At 53.0% G+C, this 20620-nt stretch carries 22 protein-coding genes and 3 tRNA genes; 10 read left to right on the top strand and 15 right to left on the bottom strand.

The genetic code is table 11. From position 1 onward, the window contains the following. The first annotated feature begins 5 nt into the window (after window positions 1–5). The 4 genes from livM to BH712_RS18585 all read left to right on the top strand — a co-directional run bounded on the left by livM (window position 6) and on the right by BH712_RS18585 (window position 3488). A complete protein-coding gene (gene livM, locus BH712_RS18600; RefSeq protein WP_006811129.1) occupies window positions 6–1280 on the top strand; it encodes a high-affinity branched-chain amino acid ABC transporter permease LivM in 1275 nt (424 codons plus the stop codon). Next, window positions 1277–2152 carry an ATP-binding cassette domain-containing protein gene (locus tag BH712_RS18595; RefSeq protein WP_006811130.1) on the top strand — a complete coding sequence of 292 codons (876 nt, stop codon included), beginning with the start codon at window positions 1277–1279 and terminating at the stop codon, window positions 2150–2152. Before livM ends, BH712_RS18595 begins: the two co-directional genes overlap by 4 nt. Next, the gene (locus tag BH712_RS18590; protein ID WP_006811131.1) at window positions 2149–2865 is read left to right on the top strand and encodes an ABC transporter ATP-binding protein; all 717 of its coding nucleotides are present in this window, start codon (window positions 2149–2151) and stop codon (window positions 2863–2865) included. The genes BH712_RS18595 and BH712_RS18590 overlap by 4 nt, the downstream gene beginning before the upstream one ends. A gap of 164 nt (window positions 2866–3029) precedes the next feature. Then, a complete protein-coding gene (locus BH712_RS18585) occupies window positions 3030–3488 on the top strand; it encodes a hypothetical protein (protein WP_032673926.1) in 459 nt (152 codons plus the stop codon). Window positions 3489–3493: 5 nt separating this feature from the next. On the opposite strand, the gene BH712_RS18580 is transcribed toward BH712_RS18585, so the two are convergent. From BH712_RS18580 to uvrY, 7 genes are all read right to left on the bottom strand, one after another. Next, window positions 3494–4420 (bottom strand): LysR substrate-binding domain-containing protein, encoded by a 927-nt coding sequence (locus BH712_RS18580; RefSeq protein ID WP_006811133.1) that lies wholly within the window; start codon window positions 4418–4420, stop codon window positions 3494–3496. 250 nt (window positions 4421–4670) lie between these two features. Then, window positions 4671–4757: transfer RNA gene (locus BH712_RS18575), tRNA-Leu, on the bottom strand. 11 nt (window positions 4758–4768) lie between these two features. Beyond that, a tRNA-Cys gene (locus BH712_RS18570) sits at window positions 4769–4842 on the bottom strand. 51 nt (window positions 4843–4893) lie between these two features. Then, window positions 4894–4969, bottom strand: a tRNA-Gly gene (locus BH712_RS18565). Window positions 4970–5131: 162 nt separating this feature from the next. Beyond that, window positions 5132–5680 (bottom strand): CDP-diacylglycerol--glycerol-3-phosphate 3-phosphatidyltransferase, encoded by a 549-nt coding sequence (gene pgsA, locus BH712_RS18560; protein ID WP_003859652.1) that lies wholly within the window; start codon window positions 5678–5680, stop codon window positions 5132–5134. A gap of 56 nt (window positions 5681–5736) precedes the next feature. Then, window positions 5737–7569, bottom strand: a complete 1833-nt coding sequence (gene uvrC, locus BH712_RS18555; protein WP_006811134.1) for an excinuclease ABC subunit UvrC — start codon at window positions 7567–7569, stop codon at window positions 5737–5739. Then, window positions 7566–8222, bottom strand: coding sequence for a UvrY/SirA/GacA family response regulator transcription factor (gene uvrY, locus BH712_RS18550; protein ID WP_006811135.1), 657 nt, complete (start codon window positions 8220–8222; stop codon window positions 7566–7568). Before uvrY ends, uvrC begins: the two co-directional genes overlap by 4 nt. 398 nt (window positions 8223–8620) lie before the next feature. Between uvrY and BH712_RS25300 the strand changes: the two genes are divergently transcribed. Both BH712_RS25300 and BH712_RS18545 read left to right on the top strand, forming a co-directional pair. Next, window positions 8621–8701 (top strand): hypothetical protein, encoded by an 81-nt coding sequence (locus BH712_RS25300; protein ID WP_418235935.1) that lies wholly within the window; start codon window positions 8621–8623, stop codon window positions 8699–8701. Further along, window positions 8688–8912, top strand: coding sequence for a DUF2594 family protein (locus BH712_RS18545; RefSeq protein ID WP_003859644.1), 225 nt, complete (start codon window positions 8688–8690; stop codon window positions 8910–8912). Before BH712_RS25300 ends, BH712_RS18545 begins: the two co-directional genes overlap by 14 nt. A 65-nt stretch (window positions 8913–8977) precedes the next feature. Here BH712_RS18545 and sdiA read toward each other — a convergent pair whose 3' ends face one another. The 8 genes from sdiA to BH712_RS18505 all read right to left on the bottom strand — a co-directional run bounded on the left by sdiA (window position 8978) and on the right by BH712_RS18505 (window position 16538). Then, window positions 8978–9700 carry a quorum-sensing transcriptional regulator SdiA gene (sdiA, locus tag BH712_RS18540; RefSeq protein ID WP_006811138.1) on the bottom strand — a complete coding sequence of 241 codons (723 nt, stop codon included), beginning with the start codon at window positions 9698–9700 and terminating at the stop codon, window positions 8978–8980. Window positions 9701–9923: 223 nt separating this feature from the next. Next, window positions 9924–10676, bottom strand: coding sequence for an L-cystine ABC transporter ATP-binding protein TcyN (gene tcyN / locus BH712_RS18535; RefSeq protein WP_006811139.1), 753 nt, complete (start codon window positions 10674–10676; stop codon window positions 9924–9926). Continuing rightward, window positions 10673–11341: a cystine ABC transporter permease gene (gene tcyL, locus BH712_RS18530; RefSeq protein ID WP_003859632.1), complete on the bottom strand. Its 669-nt coding sequence runs from the start codon at window positions 11339–11341 to the stop codon at window positions 10673–10675. Before tcyL ends, tcyN begins: the two co-directional genes overlap by 4 nt. 21 nt (window positions 11342–11362) lie before the next feature. After that, on the bottom strand, window positions 11363–12349 hold the full coding sequence (gene dcyD / locus BH712_RS18525; RefSeq protein WP_006811140.1) for a D-cysteine desulfhydrase: 987 nt from the start codon (window positions 12347–12349) through the stop codon (window positions 11363–11365). Window positions 12350–12452: 103 nt separating this feature from the next. After that, window positions 12453–13253 (bottom strand): cystine ABC transporter substrate-binding protein, encoded by an 801-nt coding sequence (tcyJ, locus tag BH712_RS18520; protein ID WP_006811141.1) that lies wholly within the window; start codon window positions 13251–13253, stop codon window positions 12453–12455. 86 nt (window positions 13254–13339) lie between these two features. Then, the gene (fliZ, locus tag BH712_RS18515; RefSeq protein WP_006811142.1) at window positions 13340–13891 is read right to left on the bottom strand and encodes a flagella biosynthesis regulatory protein FliZ; all 552 of its coding nucleotides are present in this window, start codon (window positions 13889–13891) and stop codon (window positions 13340–13342) included. A 54-nt stretch (window positions 13892–13945) separates the two neighbouring features. Beyond that, the gene (locus BH712_RS18510; protein WP_003859623.1) at window positions 13946–14665 is read right to left on the bottom strand and encodes an RNA polymerase sigma factor FliA; all 720 of its coding nucleotides are present in this window, start codon (window positions 14663–14665) and stop codon (window positions 13946–13948) included. A gap of 163 nt (window positions 14666–14828) precedes the next feature. Further along, window positions 14829–16538 (bottom strand): FliC/FljB family flagellin, encoded by a 1710-nt coding sequence (locus BH712_RS18505; RefSeq protein WP_006811144.1) that lies wholly within the window; start codon window positions 16536–16538, stop codon window positions 14829–14831. Between the two features lie 269 nt (window positions 16539–16807). On the opposite strand from BH712_RS18505, the gene fliD reads away from it, so the two are divergent. The 4 genes from fliD (at window position 16808) to amyA (ending at window position 20618) form a co-directional block, all read left to right on the top strand. Further along, complete coding sequence (gene fliD, locus BH712_RS18495) at window positions 16808–18220, top strand: flagellar filament capping protein FliD (protein WP_006811146.1); 1413 nt, start codon at window positions 16808–16810, stop codon at window positions 18218–18220. Between the two features lie 30 nt (window positions 18221–18250). Next, window positions 18251–18661, top strand: a complete 411-nt coding sequence (fliS, locus tag BH712_RS18490; RefSeq protein WP_006811147.1) for a flagellar export chaperone FliS — start codon at window positions 18251–18253, stop codon at window positions 18659–18661. Then, window positions 18661–19032, top strand: coding sequence for a flagella biosynthesis regulatory protein FliT (fliT, locus tag BH712_RS18485; protein ID WP_006811148.1), 372 nt, complete (start codon window positions 18661–18663; stop codon window positions 19030–19032). The genes fliS and fliT overlap by 1 nt, the downstream gene beginning before the upstream one ends. Window positions 19033–19130: 98 nt before the next feature. Next, window positions 19131–20618: an alpha-amylase gene (gene amyA / locus BH712_RS18480; protein WP_006811149.1), complete on the top strand. Its 1488-nt coding sequence runs from the start codon at window positions 19131–19133 to the stop codon at window positions 20616–20618. Window positions 20619–20620: the final 2 nt, after the last annotated feature.

Genomic DNA, 20620 nt, shown 5'->3' with positions numbered 1-20620 from the left:
ACGCGATGACCTCTGACGGTTTTTCTCTGAAGCGCTGCGTTCTGGACTCGATTTTTTCCGGAATGATTGCCCTGATTATTTTCGGCCCGATTGCGGGTGTCATACTGGATGGTTACAGCTTTAACTTTGATGGCCAGCGGCTGGCGTGGATTGTTGGCACCGTGATGCTGGGGCGCTTTTTTCTGAGCGCCTTTTCAGCCACGGCGGCCGGAAGACGTTTGCATGCGCGGTTTGAATCTGACAATGCGGGGGTGTACGTCCGGCCGCCAGAGTATAAAAGCCGCATGCGCTGGATCATTCCGCTGATTATCACGCTGGCGATCTGCTTCCCGTTTGTGGCCACTAAATACGTTCTGACGGTTGCCATTCTCGGGCTGATTTACGTCCTGCTCGGTCTTGGGCTGAACATTGTTGTTGGCCTGGCAGGGCTGCTGGATCTGGGTTATGTCGCCTTCTATGCCATCGGCGCTTACGGGCTGGCGCTCGGGTATCAGTATCTGGGGCTTGGGTTCTGGAGCATGCTGCCGCTGGCGGCGCTAATGGCCGCGGGCGCGGGCGCCCTGCTCGGCTTTCCGGTGCTGCGCATGCACGGGGATTATCTCGCCATCGTCACGCTCGGGTTTGGCGAGATCATCCGCCTGGTGCTGAACAACTGGCTCAGCTTCACCGGCGGGCCTAACGGCGTTTCAGCCCCTGCCCCGACCTTGTTTGGCCTGGAGTTTGGCCGACGCGCCAAAGAAGGCGGCGTCCCTTTCCACGAGTTCTTCGGCCTGACCTATAACCCCAACATGAAGTTTATCTTTATCTATGCGGTGCTTTTCCTGGTGGTCATGCTGGTGCTGTACGTTAAACACCGGCTGACCCGCATGCCCATTGGACGAGCGTGGGAAGCGCTCCGTGAGGATGAAATTGCCTGTCGTTCCATGGGGCTGAATCACGTTCTGGTCAAACTCTCGGCGTTCACCCTGGGCGCGTCAACGGCAGGTATCGCCGGGGTGTTTTTTGCCACCTATCAGGGGTTTGTTAACCCGACCTCTTTCACCTTTTTTGAATCGGCTCTGATCCTCGCCATTGTGGTTCTGGGCGGGATAGGCTCCACCGTCGGCGTCGTACTGGCCGCCTTTGTGCTGACCGTTACGCCGGAGCTGCTGCGCAGCTTTGCGGAATATCGCGTGTTGCTGTTTGGCATGCTGATGGTGGTGATGATGATCTGGCGGCCTCGCGGTCTGATCCGCATCAACCGCAGCGGGTTTGCCGTGCGGAAAGGAGTGGCGCCATGAACGCGACGATTTTGCGTGTAGAACATCTGATGATGCATTTCGGCGGGATCAAGGCCTTAAACGACGTTAATCTTGAAGTGCAGCGCGGTTCCATTACCGCGCTCATTGGGCCTAACGGCGCAGGAAAAACGACCGTCTTTAACTGCCTGACCGGTTTCTACCGGGCCTCCGGCGGCAACATACTGTTCAATGCACGCCATAAAACCACCAATGTCATTCAGGTGCTCGGCCAGAAATTCCAGCCGGACGACTGGCTGCACCCGGCGCAGCTTGGTCAACGCCTGTTCTATAAGATGTTTGGCGGCACGCATCTGGTGAACCGCGCGGGTCTTGCGCGTACGTTTCAGAACATCCGCCTGTTCCGCGAGATGTCCGTTGTGGAAAACCTGCTGGTGGCACAGCACATGCGCGTCAACCGCAACCTGCTGGCGGGGGTGCTTAACACCCCGGCTTATCGTCGGGCAGAGAGCGATGCGCTGGACCGGGCGTTTTACTGGCTGGAAGTGGTGGATTTGGTAGATTGCGCGAACCGGCTGGCCGGGGAAATGTCCTACGGCCAGCAACGACGTCTCGAAATCGCCCGCGCCATGTGTACCGGCCCGGAGATGATTTGTCTCGATGAACCCGCTGCCGGCCTGAACCCTGTGGAGACCCATAAGCTGAGCGAAATCATCCGCTTCCTGCGCGACCATCACGACATCACGGTTTTGCTGATCGAGCATGATATGGGGATGGTGATGGGCATTTCAGATGACATCATTGTGCTCGATCACGGCGATGTGATAGCCAGAGGTAAACCGGCTGAGATCCAGCACAATGAAAAGGTGATTGCCGCGTATCTGGGCACCGACGAAAGCGAGGTAAATCTGTGAGCGAACCGATGCTTCAGTTTCAGGATGTGGATGTTTTCTACGGGGTGATCCAGGCGTTGAAGCAGGTTTCGCTGGAGGTAAACAAAGGGGAAACCGTAGCCTTAATTGGCGCTAACGGTGCGGGGAAATCAACATTACTGATGTCTGTTTTTGGTCAGCCACGCATTCGCAACGGGAAAATCCTCTTCTGCGGCGAGGATATCAGCCATAAATCCACCCACTATGTCGCCACCGGCGGCATCGCGCAGGCACCTGAGGGACGCCGCATTTTCCCGGATATGTCTGTAGAAGAGAACCTGCTGATGGGGACAATCCCCGTCGGTAATCAGCATGCAGCGGAAGATATACAAAGCATGTTCGACCTCTTCCCCCGCCTCAAAGAGCGACGTAACCAGCGGGCGATGACGCTCTCCGGCGGTGAACAGCAGATGCTGGCTATCGCCCGCGCGCTGATGAGCCGTCCCAAACTTCTGCTGCTGGATGAACCCAGCCTCGGCCTCGCGCCCCTCGTGGTTAAACAGATCTTCCAGACGCTGCGGGAACTGGCCCGTAACGGGATGACGATTTTTCTGGTCGAGCAGAACGCGCACCACGCGCTGAAGTTGTCCGACCGTGGCTATGTGATGGTTAACGGGCAGATTCGGTTAAGCGGCAGCGGCGAGGCGTTGCTGAAAGATCCGGAGGTGAGGAAGGCGTATCTGGGTGGAGTGTAAACCATGAGGCTATAGTGAGAAAAACTCACAGTGATTGCCATTATTAATCGTTTTTCAAAAACTCACCCCTTCCAATATTATCCTCTCGACCTACCCTGACGGGGGGGCGGAAAAAACATTCAGGCGCAAACTGAATAGTCATAATGAGAGGAACCGGGGCAACCATGACACTTGATGCTTTATTTCAGTTAATGAAAATTATATCGCCATCCGATGGCGATATAGCGAATTTTATGACCATGCTTATCGCCACCAAAAATCATTCTGACGCCCTGTTACCCTTTTCGCAGCGCGTGTATATGCTTTCCGTTGCCCATAGCGATCCCAAAAAAGCAGCTGCGTTGCTTTCATCCTGTCAGCCCGAAGCAGGCAGCCCCCTCCCGCTGCTCAACTTCTCTGGCTGGCCGGACGTGCGTTACGCTACCTCCGGTGAATTACAGACCCCCGAGTCAGAAGAGTATTTTCACAAGATTTCGTCTGCCGCCACGCTATTACGCGCGGCAATCATTGACGCTGAACAACAGAAAAACACGCCAGCATTTTATATCCTGGATAAGGTGCTCAACCTGAACAGCGCGTTGCCCGAACGTTATAAAAAGATGGCTAACATATCTTACTCATAACGGTATTAATAAACCCGACTGTCATCATATTCCAGATAATCGATATCCAGCGCCGGAACGACCGGGGTATGGTTTTGCAGCCAGGCCAGAAGATGCTGAATGCTCTCTCTTTTGAGCGAATTTTTTGGCCAGACGAGGTAATAGCCATCCCCCGTCGCGATAGCTTCCCTGAAAGGCAGGCCCAGCAGGCCGCTTTTCAGGGCATCAAGCGTGAGATGCAGGTCAGCGATAGCGATGCCGTGCCCGTTCATCGCGGCGATACTTCCCTGTTCAAGGGTATCAAACACCATGCCGCTGCTCATATCGAGGCCCGGGAACAACCCTGTTCTTCGCAGCCAGCGCCGCCAGTCACGTCTGTCCGGTGAAGGATGGATCAACTCGCATTGCGGAAGCCGTTGCCGCGCCGGTTCGATAAGTGATGGGGTACAAACCGGGATAAGCCACTCTTGAAAAAGCAGCTGGCTTTCCGTTGTGTCACCAAAACGCCCATTGCCGAGAAGAATGGCGCAGTCGTATGGCTCAAGATTGAAATCAACGGTATCAATATCCATCCAGACGCTGGCAATCTCAACCTGTGGCTTCGCATGCTGATGACGAAAGGACCGCAGCACGTCGAGAAGCCATCGCATGGTCAGGGTACTGGGAGCTTTAAGCCGCAGCAGGTGGTTTTCACTGCGAAATGCCCGGCAGGCCCATTCAATGCTCGTGAAGCTTTCGTTAAGCTGCCCGGCAAGCACTCGCCCGGCTTCAGTCACCTCTACCCGAGGACCTTGTCTTTTGAAAAGCTCGCAGTCGAACCACAGTTCAAGGGTACGAACATGTCTGCTGACCGCGCCCGGCGTAATATTGAGCGTTTCAGCGGCTCTACTGAAGGAGTTCAACCGCGCAGCAACTTCAAACGCACGCAGTGCATACAATGGCGGTAAAGACATAGCGTCCCTTAAATGAGGTGATGGCATGGAGAATCGGGGTCGCAAACGTGCACATGTTCAAACCGCATTTCGCGCCCGCTACACGATAGCATAATGCGTATCTGTTTAATTCCGTTGCAAAGGATCGCTGTTTTATTACGGGAAGGTCAGGAATGAAGGTTGGTCATTAGCAGAATGCCAGACACAAAAAAACCACCTTTCGGTGGTTTCACGACACTGCTTATTGCTTTGATTATTCTGCTTTTTCCCATGGTAGCCGGAGTGGGACTTGAACCCACACAGCGCGAACGCCGAGGGATTTTAAATCCCTTGTGTCTACCGATTCCACCATCCGGCCAGGGAAGAAAGTGGAGGCGCGTTCCGGAGTCGAACCGGACTAGACGGATTTGCAATCCGCTACATAACCGCTTTGCTAACGCGCCTTAAATCTGTTGTCTTTCGACTTACACCCGCAAACTGCCGATGCTTTAATCTGGAGCGGGAAACGAGACTCGAACTCGCGACCCCGACCTTGGCAAGGTCGTGCTCTACCAACTGAGCTATTCCCGCATGTTATCAAGTAACTATTTAACTACTTCTAACCACTTGATTTCATTATCGTCCGGCTAACTGTGCCGCCGTTCGATGCGTTGCATTCTACTGATATGACGTTTTGAGTCAACGTTATTTTTTGCATCTCAGGATCGTTTGCTGAAAATTAAGCCGAAACGATCACTGTTCAAGCAAATCACCGCGTGCAGCGTTCAAATATTGCAGCATTGACCACAGCGTCAGCACCGCCGCAACCCACAGCAGACCAATGCCAGCCCACTCTACCCAGGCATTTGGACGCCACAGCATCCACACCAGCGCCGCCATCTGTGCCGTGGTTTTGACTTTACCGATCCAGGACACCGCCACGCTGCTGCGTTTACCCAGCTCCGCCATCCACTCGCGCAGGGCAGAGATAATAATTTCACGGCCAATCATGGTCGCGGCTGGCAGCGTCACCCACCAGGTATGATAATGTTCCGCCACCAGCACCATCGCGATTGCCACCATCACCTTATCCGCAACCGGATCGAGGAACGCGCCAAAGCGGGTACTCTGGTTCCAGCGACGCGCCAGATAACCGTCAAACCAGTCCGTAACGGCAGCGATCAGGAAAATGAGCGCACAGGCAAAAGGTGCCCAGACGACCGGCAGGTAAAATGCCAGGACGAAGAACGGAATGAGCACAACGCGAAAGAGAGTGAGCAACGTAGGGATATTAAATCGCATGATGACGGTAACTGTCTGTTGTCAGTAAAATTTAGCTCTATGTTGCTACAGAGCCCTCAATGTTTCAACGAGTAGTAGATCTTTTCTGCCAGCCCTTGCGAAATACCCGGCACTTTTGCAATTTCCTCCATGCTGGCATTGAGTAATCCTTGCAATCCGCCCATATACTTCAACAGCATCTGGCGACGTTTTGGACCGACGCCTTCAATCGTCTCAAGGGTACTGGTATTTTTCACTTTCGCCCGTTTTTTGCGGTGTCCGCTGATGGCGTGATCGTGCGACTCATCGCGGATATGCTGGATCACATGCAGCGCCGGGGAGTCCGGCGGCAGGCTAAAGCCCTCGCCTTCCGGCTCAAAGAACAGCGTTTCCAGGCCAGCCTTACGATCCGCCCCTTTCGCCACCCCTAACAGCAGCGGATGGTGTTTATCCCACTCCACATCAAGCGATTCAAATACCGCCTTCGCCTGCCCCAACTGCCCTTTCCCGCCGTCGATGAGAATAACGTCCGGAATTTTGCTCTCTTCAATCGCCTTACCATAGCGACGACGCAGTACCTGGTTCATGGCGGCATAATCGTCACCCGGCGTAATGCTGGTGATGTTGTAACGACGATACTCTGCCCGCAGCGGGCCATTGGCATCAAAGACCACACACGACGCCACGGTCTGCTCACCCATCGTATGGCTGATGTCGAAGCATTCCATGCGTTTCACTTCCGGCAGCTTGAGCAGCGTCGCAAGCGCGGTTAAACGCTGGCTGACGGTCGACTGCTGGGACAGTTTGGTGGTCAGCGCCGTGGCGGCATTGGTTCGCGCCAGCTTCAGATAACGCGCGCGATCGCCACGCGGTTTCGTCTGGACATTCACCCGGCGGCCTGCCAGCTCCGAAAGCGACTCCGCCAGCAGGGTTTTATCGTCGAGCGTGAAGTCGAGCAGGATCTCGGATGGCAGCGTACGCATCTGGCTACCCTGCAAATAAAACTGGCCGACAAACGTCTCCACCACTTCGCCCAGTTCGGTGCCGCCCGGCACTTTCGGGAAGTAGCTGCGGCTGCCGAGCACTTTGCCCTGACGAATAAACAGCACGTGAACACAGGCCAGACCGGCGTCAAAGGCTACGCCGATTACATCAAGGTCGTCGCCCGTATTGGAAACAAACTGCTTCTCGGTCACCCTGCGCACGGCCTGAATTTGGTCGCGGATGCGTGCGGCCTCCTCAAATTCCAGCGCCGCGCTGGCTTTTTCCATACGGGCGATCAGTTGCGTCAGCACCTGATCGTCTTTCCCGGCTAAAAACAGGCGGACATATTCCACCTGCTGCGCGTACTCCTCTTCGCTCACCAGCCCTTCAACGCACGGCCCCAGGCAGCGGCCAATCTGGTATTGCAGGCACGGCCGGGAGCGGTTGCGATAAACGCTGTTTTCGCACTGGCGAACAGGGAAGATTTTTTGCAAAAGCGCCAGCGTTTCCCGCACGGCATAACCGTTCGGGAAGGGTCCGAAATATTCACCTTTCGCATGCTTAGCGCCACGATGCATCGCCAGACGCGGGTGCGTGTCGCCACTCAGAAAGATAAACGGATAGGACTTATCATCGCGCAGCAGAACGTTGTAGCGCGGCTGATACAACTTTATGTAGTTGTGCTCAAGCAGCAGCGCTTCCGTTTCCGTGTGCGTTACGGTGACATCAATGTTATGTATGAGTGCGACCAGCGCTTCGGTTTTACGGGAGGCAAGGTTGCTGCGGAAATAGCTGGAAAGGCGTTTTTTCAGATCTTTTGCCTTACCGACATAGATAACCGTACCGCCAGCATCGTACATACGATAGACGCCTGGCTGGCTGGTGACGGTTTTCAGAAATGCTTTTGAATCGAACGCTTCACTCACTGACTTATTAACGACTCCGCATTGCACAAACCATGGCGAATGGCCAGGTGAGTCAGCTCGACATCACCGTGGATGTTCAGTTTACTGAACATCCGATAGCGATAGCTGTTGACCGTTTTCGGGCTAAGATTCAGCTGCTCTGAAATCTCATTCACCTTCTGACCTTTAGTGATCATCAGCATAATCTGCAATTCGCGCTCAGACAAACTGGCAAACGGAGATTCCGTTTTTTCCGGTTCAATCTGACTCAGGGCCATCTGTTGAGCAATATCAGAAGCGATGTAACGCTGCCCGGCGAAAACGGTGCGGATCGCATTGACGACTTCCTGCGGCGCGGCGCCTTTACTGAGATACCCGGCAGCACCCGCCTGCATAACTCTGGCTGGCAGCGGATTTTCGGTATGGACGGTCAGCATGATGACTTTGGTATCAACGAACATGCGCGCAATTTTGCGCGTGGCTTCAAGCCCGCCAATACCGGGCATGTTCATATCCATCAGCACCACGTCTGCGGAGTTAGCGCGACACCATTTGACGGCATCTTCGCCACAGCACGCCTCGCCGGCAACTTTAATACCCTTTATATCTTCAAGAATGCGTCGTATCCCTGCGCGCACCAGTTCGTGGTCATCAACAAGAAGGACGTTGATCAAAGGAAATGTCTCCAGAATAGGGATAACGCTACTGACTGCTAATTGGGTTTATATTAACGGTTTTCCAGGCAAGATTAAAACGCTAAAAAACCCGCTATTCGATTCTGGTCTCGTTTTTGGAAATTAGGCTGTACAGCAAGTGGAAAGAAAACCCTTGTACGCTGCGATTTTACCGCTATTTTTTAGCATCGACATTCAAAAATTTACCAAAACAGTTGTTAACTCAATCGAAAAAGAGCGAGCGATTTTTTGTAACAACAATTAACGAATAGCGAACCGGCGATAAACATTTAATTGCCGCTAACATATTGGACAGATTACCTTCATAATCCGCCCCCGCCAATAATCAATACGCGGAAAAGTATAAAAAACAACCACTGCATTTTTTGCCATAGCTTGTGGTATACTCCGCCGCCTTAACTTTCATCGTCGCGCTCATGCGCTGTTTTATAATGAGGAAAATAAATGAGCACACCTGAATTTGCCACTGCCGAGAATAACCAGGAACTGGCACAGGAAGTAAACTGCCTGAAGTCGCTGCTGACGCTTATGCTACAAGCGATGGGCCAGGCTGATGCTGGTCGTGTGATCATTAAAATGGAAAAACAGATCGCGCAGATGGAAGACCAGGCGGAGTCCGCTGTTTTTGCCAATACAGTTAAGCAAATTAAACAAGCCTACCGCCAGTAACAAAAAACGGCTGGATGCAGAGCATTCAGCCGTTTTCTCGTCTGACACGCAGAACGTGATATCAGTCAGATAAGTCCCGTCGCTGCGGCATAACACGCTATCTGGATCTTATTCGGTGCGTTGAATTTCTTCTGCATATTCTTCTGGTGGAAGTTCACGGTATTTTCCGAGATCGAGAGAATGATGGCGATTTCTGCCGACGTCTTCCCTTCTGCGGTCCATTTCAGAATTTCCCGCTCACGCTTGCTGAATTTCATTTCAGGCGGCATCACCGTCTCATGTTCAAAGCGCAACAGTGTGGTGAGCGCCATCTGGACCAGCATTTGCAAACGCAGCTCAACTTCTTCACTGGATATGGCGTTTGCCTGCAAGCTGTTACGTGATACCGAGAGGAAACCGAGCGCATGATTTGGCAACATCAGACACTGCGTTATTCCTTTGCGTAAACCGTGGTCCCGCGCGCCGTCCCATAATTGCTGGGCATCCGCGAATAATTCATCCGTCCAGGGCAAATGTCCCTGAATGAAATTCTCCGGCTTGAGTACCGGGTCGATGGCGAAATAATTCTCGGACTGATATTGCGCCATCCATTGTTGTGGATAACTGGAATGGACGGACGTTCGCGGGCGGGTAAATGGCACAGGGTGTCGAACACAAAGCGCATAATAATCGAATTCAAGCGCCTGCGTTTGTCGCTGAAGTTCCTGATATACCTCTTCGGCACAGGTCATTTCCTGAAACCGGAGGAAGCATTCCCGTCGCCAGGTGAAAAAGTCTATATCCCTCATACTTACTGAATGAAGCCTCTGATAAAGATAATCATTATTATGGTGAATATAACCTAACACATAAAGCATGATAATTTATATAAAATATCGGCCACAGACAGATTATCTTTAATTTGGCGATGGCTTATCCAAACCGGGCGGAATAAAAAAGCAACAGACTGGCGTTTAAGGGAGGATAATTTGCTCCAGACGCGGCATCTGGAGCAAATTGAGCGCAAAAATGCTACTGCATTAAGAATTTTTCAAGGAACTGACGGGTTCGGGGCTGCTGCGGATTGGCAAACAGCGCTTTAGCTGGCCCCTGCTCGACTATCCGCCCCTGATCCATGAAAATAGCCCGATCGGCAACATCGCGCGCGAAGCTCATCTCATGCGTCACAATCACCATCGTGCGTTTCTCCTGCGCCAGCTGGCGGATAGTGTTCAGCACTTCCCCGACCAGCTCAGGATCGAGCGCGGATGTGGGTTCGTCAAACAGGATCACATCCGGGCGCATCGCCAGCGCGCGCGCAATGGCGACACGCTGCTGTTGCCCGCCCGATAAGCGACGCGGATAGCTCGTCTCCTTCCCGGCCAGGCCAACCTTCGCCAGCAGCTCGCGGGCGCGGGCCGTCGCGTCTTCCTTAGGTTCACCCTTGACGATGACCGGGCCTTCAATAATGTTTTCCAGCACCGTGCGGTGCGGAAAAAGATTAAAGCTCTGGAACACGAAGCCGACATGCTGACGCAGGCGGCGAATCAGCCCTTTTTGCTGGTTAATGGATTTCCCGGTATCAATGGTGATATCGCCCACGCGGATCGTCCCGCCTTCGGGCTGCTCCAGTAAATTAATGCTGCGCAACAGCGTGGTTTTGCCTGACCCGCTCGGGCCGATAATGGCCACCACTTCACCCTGCTCAACCTCAAGGTCAATGCCATGCAGCACCGTTTGCCCGTGGAATTTTTTCACCAGGTTTTTGACGTCAATTGCACTCATTTGGGATCACGCTCCTGGCGGTTAAGCTGGTTTTCAAAATAGTTTTGCAGAGCGGACAGTACCGTCGCCATCACCCAGTAAATCAGCGAGGCCGCCAGATACATGGTAAACACTTCCAGCGTGCGCGACGTGATCAGCTGCGCCTGACGGAACAGCTCCGGCACCTGGATGGTGGCCGCAAGCGAGGTGTCTTTGACCAGGCTGATAAAGCTGTTGCTCAGCGGTGGCAGCGCCACGCGCGCCGCCTGGGGCAGGATCGCCCGGCGCAGCGTCTGCCACGGGGTCATCCCGATACTGGCCGCCGCTTCCCACTGCCCTTTATCAATGGACGAGATTGCCGCACGCAGCGTTTCCGAGGTGTACGCCGCCGTATTCAGCGACAGACCTATCATCGCCGCCGGGATCGGATCCAGTTCGATACCGAACTGGGGCAGCCCGTAGTAAATCATAAACAGCTGGGCGATAAGCGGCGTTCCGCGGAACACGGAGATGTAAAACCGCGCCAGCCACCGCACCGGCCAGATGTTCGACATGCGCATCAGTGCCAGCACAAACCCGAGCACCAGCCCGAAGAACATCCCGCCGATACTGAGCTGTAAAGTAAACACCGCGCCCTTTAGCAAGAACGGCAGCGAATCAATAACCAGTTGAATACTTTCTTGCATTATTATTTTTCTACCTGATTTTTAGACATGAGGATGATAGGCAAACAGCGCAGGCGCCCCGCCAGTATGAACAAACAAAATGGGTCCTTCATCCTTAAAGCGCTTGCGGGCAATGCCGTCGATCAGGCCCGCCATTGCCTTGCCGGTGTAGACCGGGTCGAGCAGAATACCTTCAAGACGGGCCAGCAGCTTAACGGCCTCCATCCCTTCATCATTGGGAGTGCCATAGCCCGGCGCGAAATAGTCATCCCACAGCAGTATTTCCGCTTTCGCCTGAAGCGCAAGCTGTTCAGCCACCGCCTGTTGCAGCGTAACGACTTTCGGCTTCTGGTCCGCAACGCTTCTGGAAACCGTTACGCCAATCAGCTCTGCGTCCGGCATTAACTGCTCAAGCCCGACCGCTAAACCGGCATGGGTACCCGCACTGCCGGACGCCACCACCACTGAGGATAAACTCACCGCACCTTCGCACTGCTGAGCGATTTCCAGCGCGCTCTCAACATAGCCAAGGGCACCCAGCGCATTCGAGCCGCCAACCGGGATCACGTACGGACGAAAGCCCTGCGCTTCCAGACGCGTCGCCAGCTCGTCGAGCTGTGCAGCAGGGTCGGTCAACGCGTCGACCATTTCAACCTGCACGTTGAACAAATCCAGCAGCAGACGGTTACCGTTAGTCAGGTAATTCTCTGCCTGCGTCCCGATCGGGTTCTCCAGCAGGGCTACGCAGTGGAGTCCCAGCTTCGCCGCCACGGCCGCCGTCTGGCGAACGTGGTTAGACTGAATTGCCCCGGCGGTGATCAGCGTGTCCGCCCCCTCACGCAGGGCATCGGCGGCGAGAAATTCCAGCTTGCGCAGCTTATTTCCGCCCATCGCCATGGGTGTCACATCGTCACGCTTAATGAAAATATCGCGCCCCAGATAGTCAGAAAATCGCGGCAGATACTCCAGCGGCGTGGGTGCGCCGATAAATTCCAGACGAGGAAAGCGCGTTAAATTCTGTAGTGACATGGTTCCTCCGGTCACGCAAACAATTGTTATTTCATTATGCACGCAGACGCGCGAGAAATAAAAAAGGCGCTTTTAAAAGCGCCTTTTTTTGTCAGTCAGAGACTTATTTCGTCACGTCTGCGCCGAACCACTTCTCAGAGAGCGCCTTCAGGCTGCCGTCTTTCTGCATCTCAGCAATGGCGCCGTCGATGGCTTTCAGCAGATCCTCGTTGCCTTTGCGCACCGCCACGCCGGACGCCTGACGGGAGAACGCATCACCCGCAACGGCCAGGGTATTGTTGGTTTTCTTCACCAGATCCAGCGCTGCCAGGCGGTCAACCAGAATAGCGTCGATACGGCCTACGCGCAGGTCCTGATATTTGGTCGGGTCATCATCGTAAGTACGGATGTCCACGCCCTGCACGTTCTGACGCAGCCACTCTTCGTAGTTAGTCCCGAGACCCACGCCGACTTTCTTCCCTTTCAGGTCTGCGGCGGATTTAATGCTGCCTTCGTTACCTTTCTTCACCAGCGCCTGGATACCGGACACAGTGTACGGCGTGGAGAAGTCATACTTCTTCTTACGCTCGTCAGAAATGGTCACCTGGTTAATCACCACGTCAATACGTTTGGAATCCAGTGACGCCAGCATCCCGTCCCATTTGGTCGGTTTCAGAGAGGCTTTTACACCGAGATGCTTAGCCAGCTCTTGCGCAAACTCCACTTCAAAACCGGTCAGTTTACCGTCGTCGCCCTGGAAGCTGAACGGAGGATAGGTGCCTTCCAGCCCAACCAGCAGCGTGCCGCGCTCTTTGACTTTGTTGAGCAGATTTTCTGCCGCGAACGTTTTCACGCTCATCCCCGCGACCAGCGCAACGGCCATCATCCCCATCAGCGCCTGACGACCCAGAAGTGCTAATTTCATAAGTACTCCGATACAGTGGAATTTTTGAGTAGTGTAGAGAAATCGCCTGCAACGTCAAAGGCGGCTGCGCTACATCTTATTCTTTTTTAATATATATCAGAAGTTGTTCCGGCGTGGACTTTCTGCTTTATGACACCCGGCATCTGGACTTTATATTGCGCGTACTTACGCAGCGCGATGCGGTAATTGTTGGTACTGGTGGCGGGCAGCCAGGGCTCCAGATTTTCATCCAGGTAACCGGTTGTCAGCAGATCGCGGGAGATATTTTGCACGGTCAAATGCTGACCCAGGCGGCGCAGGCGAACCACGTATTCACGCACGGTGCCGTGACTCATCTCCGTTTGTTCAAACAGGAATTGCTTGAAGCCGATAATATCGAAGAAGTCGCTTTGCTCTTTGCAATGGAGATCGCCACAGAAACGGCAAAGCGCTACCCACTCTTTTTGCTCTTCAAGCCAGGCGGCTTCATCCATCAGCGTGTCGAGGCGGGAAATCGCAATCTTATTCACGATTTCACCGCGACGAACCAGCGTGATGCGGTCGAGTAATTTTTTACAGTGGGCGCAATGCGTCTGGCTGTGTTTAAAGTCTTTCAGGTAGCGGCTTAAAGGCCGTCTTTTAGATTGCTGCACCGTCATGATAACTCCTGGTTGTCAATACGTTGTGCGGCATTTCCAAGGCGAATCAATCACCTATAACTTACCCAGTTTTGTGCGCAGGCGTTTAATGGCCTGGCTGTGCAGCTGGCTCACCCGTGACTCACCCACCTCCAGCACGGCACCAATCTCTTTGAGATTGAGCTCTTCCTGGTAATAGAGGGTTAACACCAGTTGCTCACGTTCCGGTAAAGCTTCAATCGCTTCCATCACGCGCTGGCGTAAATTCCCTTCCAGTAAGTGGTGTAACGGGTTTTCTTGCTGGTGTTCATCCGTCACCAGCTCGATGCTATCGCCATGCTCTTCGCGCCACTCATCATAAGAGAAGAGTTGGCTGTTATTGGTATCGAGCAACATCTGACGATACTCTTCAACAGGAATACCCAGACGCTCCGCCACTTCGGTTTCCGTCGCGTTGCGCCCCAGTTCCTGTTCCAGCTGCCCCATCGCATGCGCCACTTCGCGCGCGTTGCGGCGAACGCTGCGCGGCACCCAGTCGCGGCTGCGCAGCTCGTCCAGCATCGCACCACGAATACGCTGCACTGCGTAAGTCGTAAATGCCGTTCCTTGCAGAGCGTCGTACCGGTCAACTGCATTCAATAACCCGATACCGCCCGCCTGTAGCAGATCGTCCAGTTCCACGCTCGCCGGCAAACGCACCTGGAGGCGCAATGCTTCGTGACGCACCAGCGGAACATAACGCTGCCACAGCGAGTGTTTATCCATTACACCTTCAGCGGTATAGAGTGAATTCACGATAAACAGCCCTGCGTTAGTTGAGTTATCGGCATGATTATCCGATTCTGGAGGGGTTTTAATCGGGTGAATAGTGGGTGAAATGAGGGGTTATTTGGGGGGTTACGTATGTACGTGGACAGAAAAAACCCCGCCGAAGCGGGGTTTGAGCTTAATCAGGTGATTAGCCTTGCAGCAGAGACAGAACCTGCTGAGGAACCTGGTTAGCTTTGGACAGCACGGAGTTACCGGCCTGCTGGATGATCTGCGCTTTAGACATGTTGGACACTTCGGTCGCATAGTCGGCGTCCTGGATACGGGACTGCGCTTCAGACAGGTTGGTGGTGGTGTTGTTCAGGTTGGTTACCGCAGAGCTCAGACGGTTCTGTACTGCACCCAGTGAAGAACGGAATTTGTCGATAGAGCTGATAGCGTCGTCCAGGGCCGCCAGAGGATCGGTCGTTGCAGTACCGGCGCTGGTTGCGTCAGTAGTAATTTTACCTGCAGAAGTAACGTTTACTGCTGCTCCAATTGTCGGAGAATAAGATTTATTAGTATCGGTTGCTGATGAATAAGCTGCAACAGTAACATTTCCATTGTCTTTGTTAACCGCATAAGACACAGTGTAATCAGCTACATCAGTGATATTGCCAGCATCGTCAACATAGGTCGCATCATTTGAAGCACCGGTAGCATCGAAGGTCAGAGCCTTACTCAGCACACCAGAATTCATGTTAACAGTAGTAGTGTTGGCTTTGGTTTCCGCCAGAACGATGTCTGTGCTTACAGCCGCTTTGTAGGTGACCACTCCTGATGCTGCTGCGGTACCACCTGTAGCAACGGTATATTCTGTACCTTTGAAGTTCAGCGTAGCACCGTCTGCGTTTTCACTGGCAGCTTTTAACACAGAGGTCATGGTTGCAGCCGCCGCGCCGCCTGCATTGTTTGTCGTCAGGTTACCGGCATCATCTACAAATGCTGCTTTACCGCCGATGGTGATATTACCAGAAGAGTCCGTGTCAAAGCTTACGGTACCGTCTTTAGTAGTATATGTACCACTTGCAGTCTGACCTGGATCTGCTTTTAAGGTAGCAGCTAATGCATCACGGTTTGCAGTTTTAGCCGCTTCGTCAGCACCATTAGTTGATTTAGTAGTGGTGAAGTTACCTGCTTTTGCATCATAAGTATAAGTAGCGCCGTTAGTCGTAACGGTATCGCCTGTTTTTAACTTACTGAAAGCGACATCTGTAGTCAGATCTTTGTTAGTGGTGGTCAGATCATAATTTCCGGTAGTAGCATTCAGCTTTGCCCCAGCGGATGTCAAATCACTTACAGTTGCAGCTTTATTGGTGATAGTACCTTTACCATTTACGTTGAAGCCGTTCAGACCCAGAGTATCAGAGTCGATTTTTTTCAGGTCGATGGTGATGGTCTGGCCATCGTTCGCGCCAACCTGAATTTTCATGGAGCCGTCTTTTGCCAGCACGTTCACGCCGTTGAACTGGGTCTGACCGGATACGCGGTCAATTTCATCCAGACGGGATTTGATTTCGTCCTGGATAGAGTCCAGGTCAGACTGGGAGTTAGTACCAGTAGAGGACTGAACGGTCAGCTCACGGATACGCTGTAAGTTGTTGTTAATCTCAGACAGTGCGCCTTCAGTGGTCTGCGCAACGGAGATACCGTCGTTGGCGTTACGTGCAGCCTGGGTCAGACCTTTGATGTTAGAGGTGAAGCGGTTAGCAATCGCCTGGCCAGCAGCGTCATCTTTTGCGCTGTTGATACGCAGACCGGATGACAGACGCTCAATGGCAGTAGACATTGAAGACTGGTTCTTGTTGATGTTGTTCTGAGTGATCAGCGAGAGGCTGTTGGTATTAATGACTTGTGCCATGATTTCGTTTCCTGTTGTTCATCAAATCTGTGGATTAGATTTGGGTTTCCACCCTTCGGCTTCATCGCCGTCAAAGGTGTTATCGTCTGGTCCAAAACAACCTATTAGAATTTTTTTCAGGATCGCATCATTTTTTTTAGCCACAGAAATACTCTTCTCCAATAGCGTTATTCTCGCCATTAAAAATTTGAACCTAACCGTAAACTTTCCTGAGTTGAGGCCGATAACCACACTATTCGTTCTACGTGTCGTTACATTAAGGATTAAATATGGCAAGTATTTCTACGTTGGGAGTCGGCTCAGGTCTACAGTTAGGAGACATTCTGGATAGTCTTACCGCTGCACAGAAGGCTCAGTTAACGCCAATCACCAAACAGCAGTCTTCCTACACAGCAAAACTCAGCGCCTACGGCACGTTGAAAAGTGCACTGGAATCCTTCCAGACGGCAAATACTGCGTTAAGTAAAGCGGACCTCTTTACCGCGACCACCACGATTAGCAGCTCAACGGCGTTTAGCGCAACCACTACCGGCAGCGCAATCGCGGGTAAATACACCATTAGTGTGTCGCAGCTCGCTCAGGCCCAAACGCTGACTACGTCAAAAACTCAAAGCGACAGCAAAACGGCGATTGCAACCGCGGACAGCAAGATCACCATTCAGCAGGGCGGCGATAAAAAACCCGTCACTATTGATATCAGCGCAGCAAACTCGTCTCTGACAGGCATCCGCGACGCAATCAATAAAGCGGATGCAGGCGTTAGCGCCAGTATTATTAACGTTGGTAATGGTGAGTATCGTCTGTCCATTACCTCTAAAGAGACTGGCGAAGACAATGCGATGACCATCAGCGTCAGCGGCGATTCGGCGCTGCAATCTTTTATGGGTTACAACGGCACGAAAGGTGATGCCAGCAACGGCATGCTAGAAAGCGTTAACGCGCAAAACGCTAAACTAAAAGTCAACAACGTCGACATAGAAAACAGCAGTAACACCATCAGCGATGCGCTGGAAGACATCACGCTGAACCTGAATGATATTACGAGCGGCAACCAGACCTTAACCATCACCAACGACACCAGCAAAGCAACCAAAGCGATAAACGACTGGGTTACCGCTTATAACTCACTGCAAGACACCTTTAGCAGCCTGACAAAATATACAGCAGTGGATGCAGGCTCAGACGCTCAGAATACCAGCAACGGCGCGTTATTAGGCGACAGTACGCTACGCACTATTCAGACTCAGTTGAGAAGCGTGCTGAATAACCCTCACACCAGTTCCAATATCAAGACCCTTGCTCAAGCTGGCATCACCACCGACCCAAGCACCGGTAAACTGGAAGTGGATGATGACAAGCTTAGCGCGGCAATGAAAAACAGCGCGGCTGGTATCAAAGACCTGCTGATCGGTGACGGGAAAACATCCGGTATCACCACCACCGTTGGAACAAACCTCACAGGTTGGCTCTCCAGCACCGGCATCATTCAGGCTGCCAAAGATGGCGTCAGTAAAACCCTGAACAATTTAACTAAGCAATATAACGCGGCCAGCGAGCGTATCGACACCATGGTAGCGCGTTATAAAGAACAATTTACGCAATTAGACGTCATGATGAACTCGCTGAACTCTACCAGCAGTTACCTGACGCAGCAGTTCGAAAATACGTCCAGCAACAAGTAGTAAACGCTAATCAGACCCGAGGGGGATAACATGTACGGCGCAAAAGGCACGCAAGCCTACGCAAAGATAGAAGTTGAAAGCGCGGTGATGAGCGCCAGCCAGCAGCAGCTGGTTATCATGCTATTTGATGGAGCCCTCAGCGCACTGGTACGGGCACGTCTGTTCCTTGCAGACGGTAATATCCAGGCAAAAGGGCTGGCGCTCTCCAAAGCGATTAATATCATCGAAAATGGCCTGAAGGTCGGATTGGATGAAGAGAGTAAAGACGAGTTAACACAAAACCTGATCGCTCTCTATGCCTATATGGTTCGTCGCCTGCTTCAGGCCAACCTTCGCAATGATGCCAGTGCCATCGAAGAGGTGGAGAATTTACTGCGCAATATTGCGGATGGCTGGAAGGAGGCAGCAGGTATACCAACTCTTGTCCAGGACGCCGTCTAATGAGTAACGCACCGCAACTTTATGCCCTTTATCAGCAACTCCTTGAGCAGAGCCAGTTGATGTTGCGACTGGCCCGGCAGGGACTATGGGATGATCTGATCATCTGTGAAACCGACTATGTTAATGCGGTGCACTCACTGGCTCGTCTCACTCAGGAAAGTGAACCTTCGATGCAGATTCAGGAACAGCTTCGCCCGACGCTGCGGGTGATCCTGGACAACGAAGGCCAGGTAAAAACATTGCTGCAAGCCAGAATGGATGAGCTGGCGAAGCTGGTTGGGCAATCTTCCATCCAGAAAACCGTTCTCTCCACCTACGGTAACCAGGGCGGTCATGTCCTGGTTCCGCAAAGTAATAGCGATATCAATTAGCCATTTAACTGGCGTGCGAGCGTTAACCGTTTCGTTCGCCAGGCATTTCTGCCAAACCTGCTCCATACTTGAGTTTCGCGACCTCATGGAGATGGTGCATGCGCAACCCAACACTTTTACAGTGCTTTCACTGGTACTACCCCACTGGCGGTGAATTGTGGCGAGAAGTCACGGCATTAGCCCCCAATCTGAACGAAATCGGCATCAATATGGTCTGGTTACCGCCAGCGTACAAAGGGGCATCCGGCGGCTATTCCGTCGGGTATGACTCTTATGATCTTTTCGACCTCGGTGAGTTTGACCAGAAAGGCAGCGTCGCCACCAAATACGGCGATAAAGCCCAGCTGCTTGAGGCCATCAACGCCTTAAAAAGCAACCAGATTGCGGTGCTTCTGGACGTGGTGGTCAACCACAAAATGGGCGCCGATGAAAAGGAACCCGTTCGCGTGCAGCGCGTGGATGCTCAGGATCGCACCCAAATCAGCGATGAGATCATCGAATGTGAAGCCTGGACGCGCTACACCTTCCCCGTTCGGGCCGGGCAGTATTCGCAGTTCATCTGGGATTACAAATGCTTCAGCGGTATCGACCACATTGAGAACTCCAATGAGGACGGTATCTTCAAAATCGTGAACGACTACACCGGCGAAGGCTGGAACGATCAGGTCGACGATGAGATGGGCAATTTCGATTACCTGATGGGTGAAAATATCGATTTTCGCAACCATGCGGTGACGGAGGAGATCAAATACTGGGCGCGCTGGGTGATGGAGCAAACCCACTGCGACGGCTTCCGCCTGGACGCGGTAAAACACATCCCGGCCTGGTTCTACAAAGAGTGGATTGAGCATGTCCAGGAGGTGGCCCCGCAACCGCTGTTTATTGTGGCGGAATACTGGTCGCACGAAGTGGATAAATTGCAGCACTACATCAATCAGGTGGACGGCAAAACCATGCTGTTTGATGCGCCGCTGCAAATGAAATTTCACGAGGCGTCACGCCAGGGACGCGACTTCGATATGAGCCAGATTTTCACCGGTACGCTGGTGGAAGCCGATCCGTTCCATGCCGTGACGCTGGTTGCCAACCATGACACCCAGCCCTTGCAGGCGCTGGAAGCCCCGGTTGAAGCCTGGTTCAAACCGCTGGCCTACGCACTCATCCTGCTGCGTGAAAACGGCGTGCCAAGCGTGTTCTACCCGGATCTTTTTGGCGCGAGCTATGACGACACCGGCGGGGATGGCGAGACGTATCACATTGATATGCCGGTGATTGAACAGCTCCACGAGCTGATCCTCGCCCGGCAGCGTTTTGCCCATGGCGTGCAGACCCTCTTTTTCGATCATCCAAACTGCATTGCGTTCAGCCGCAGCGGGACTGAGGATCATCCGGGCTGTGTGGTGGTGCTGTCGAATGGGGATGATGGCGAAAAGACCATCTGCCTCGGAGAGAATTACGGCAATAAAACCTGGCGGGATTTTTTAGGCAATCGCGAGGAAACCGTCACCACGGCGGCGGATGGCGAAGGGACGTTCTTCTGTAACGGGGGAAGCGTCAGCGTATGGGTGATTGAGGACGCGCTGTAGTG

Source organism: Enterobacter hormaechei ATCC 49162 (assembly GCF_001875655.1).
Lineage (GTDB): Bacteria > Pseudomonadota > Gammaproteobacteria > Enterobacterales > Enterobacteriaceae > Enterobacter > Enterobacter hormaechei.
The sequence above is the reverse complement of the archived record's forward strand: the minus strand, read 5'-3'. Positions and strand labels throughout refer to the sequence as shown.

Excerpts from the sequence above, each read along its gene's own strand:
- livM (WP_006811129.1), top strand. The coding sequence starts at position 6 with ATGACCTCTGACGGTTTTTCTCTGAAGCGCTGCGTTCTGGACTCGATT.
- tcyL (WP_003859632.1), bottom strand. The coding sequence starts at position 11,341 with ATGCAAGAAAGTATTCAACTGGTTATTGATTCGCTGCCGTTCTTGCTA.
- dcyD (WP_006811140.1), bottom strand. The coding sequence starts at position 12,349 with ATGTCACTACAGAATTTAACGCGCTTTCCTCGTCTGGAATTTATCGGC.
- BH712_RS18585 (WP_032673926.1), top strand. The coding sequence starts at position 3,030 with ATGACACTTGATGCTTTATTTCAGTTAATGAAAATTATATCGCCATCC.
- fliS (WP_006811147.1), top strand. The coding sequence starts at position 18,251 with ATGTACGGCGCAAAAGGCACGCAAGCCTACGCAAAGATAGAAGTTGAA.
- fliZ (WP_006811142.1), bottom strand. The coding sequence starts at position 13,891 with ATGACGGTGCAGCAATCTAAAAGACGGCCTTTAAGCCGCTACCTGAAA.
- pgsA (WP_003859652.1), bottom strand. The coding sequence starts at position 5,680 with ATGCGATTTAATATCCCTACGTTGCTCACTCTCTTTCGCGTTGTGCTC.
- BH712_RS18545 (WP_003859644.1), top strand. The coding sequence starts at position 8,688 with ATGAGCACACCTGAATTTGCCACTGCCGAGAATAACCAGGAACTGGCA.
- fliD (WP_006811146.1), top strand. The coding sequence starts at position 16,808 with ATGGCAAGTATTTCTACGTTGGGAGTCGGCTCAGGTCTACAGTTAGGA.
- tcyJ (WP_006811141.1), bottom strand. The coding sequence starts at position 13,253 with ATGAAATTAGCACTTCTGGGTCGTCAGGCGCTGATGGGGATGATGGCC.
- BH712_RS18580 (WP_006811133.1), bottom strand. The coding sequence starts at position 4,420 with ATGTCTTTACCGCCATTGTATGCACTGCGTGCGTTTGAAGTTGCTGCG.
- BH712_RS18595 (WP_006811130.1), top strand. The coding sequence starts at position 1,277 with ATGAACGCGACGATTTTGCGTGTAGAACATCTGATGATGCATTTCGGC.
- amyA (WP_006811149.1), top strand. The coding sequence starts at position 19,131 with ATGCGCAACCCAACACTTTTACAGTGCTTTCACTGGTACTACCCCACT.
- BH712_RS18505 (WP_006811144.1), bottom strand. The coding sequence starts at position 16,538 with ATGGCACAAGTCATTAATACCAACAGCCTCTCGCTGATCACTCAGAAC.
- fliT (WP_006811148.1), top strand. The coding sequence starts at position 18,661 with ATGAGTAACGCACCGCAACTTTATGCCCTTTATCAGCAACTCCTTGAG.
- tcyN (WP_006811139.1), bottom strand. The coding sequence starts at position 10,676 with ATGAGTGCAATTGACGTCAAAAACCTGGTGAAAAAATTCCACGGGCAA.
- sdiA (WP_006811138.1), bottom strand. The coding sequence starts at position 9,700 with ATGAGGGATATAGACTTTTTCACCTGGCGACGGGAATGCTTCCTCCGG.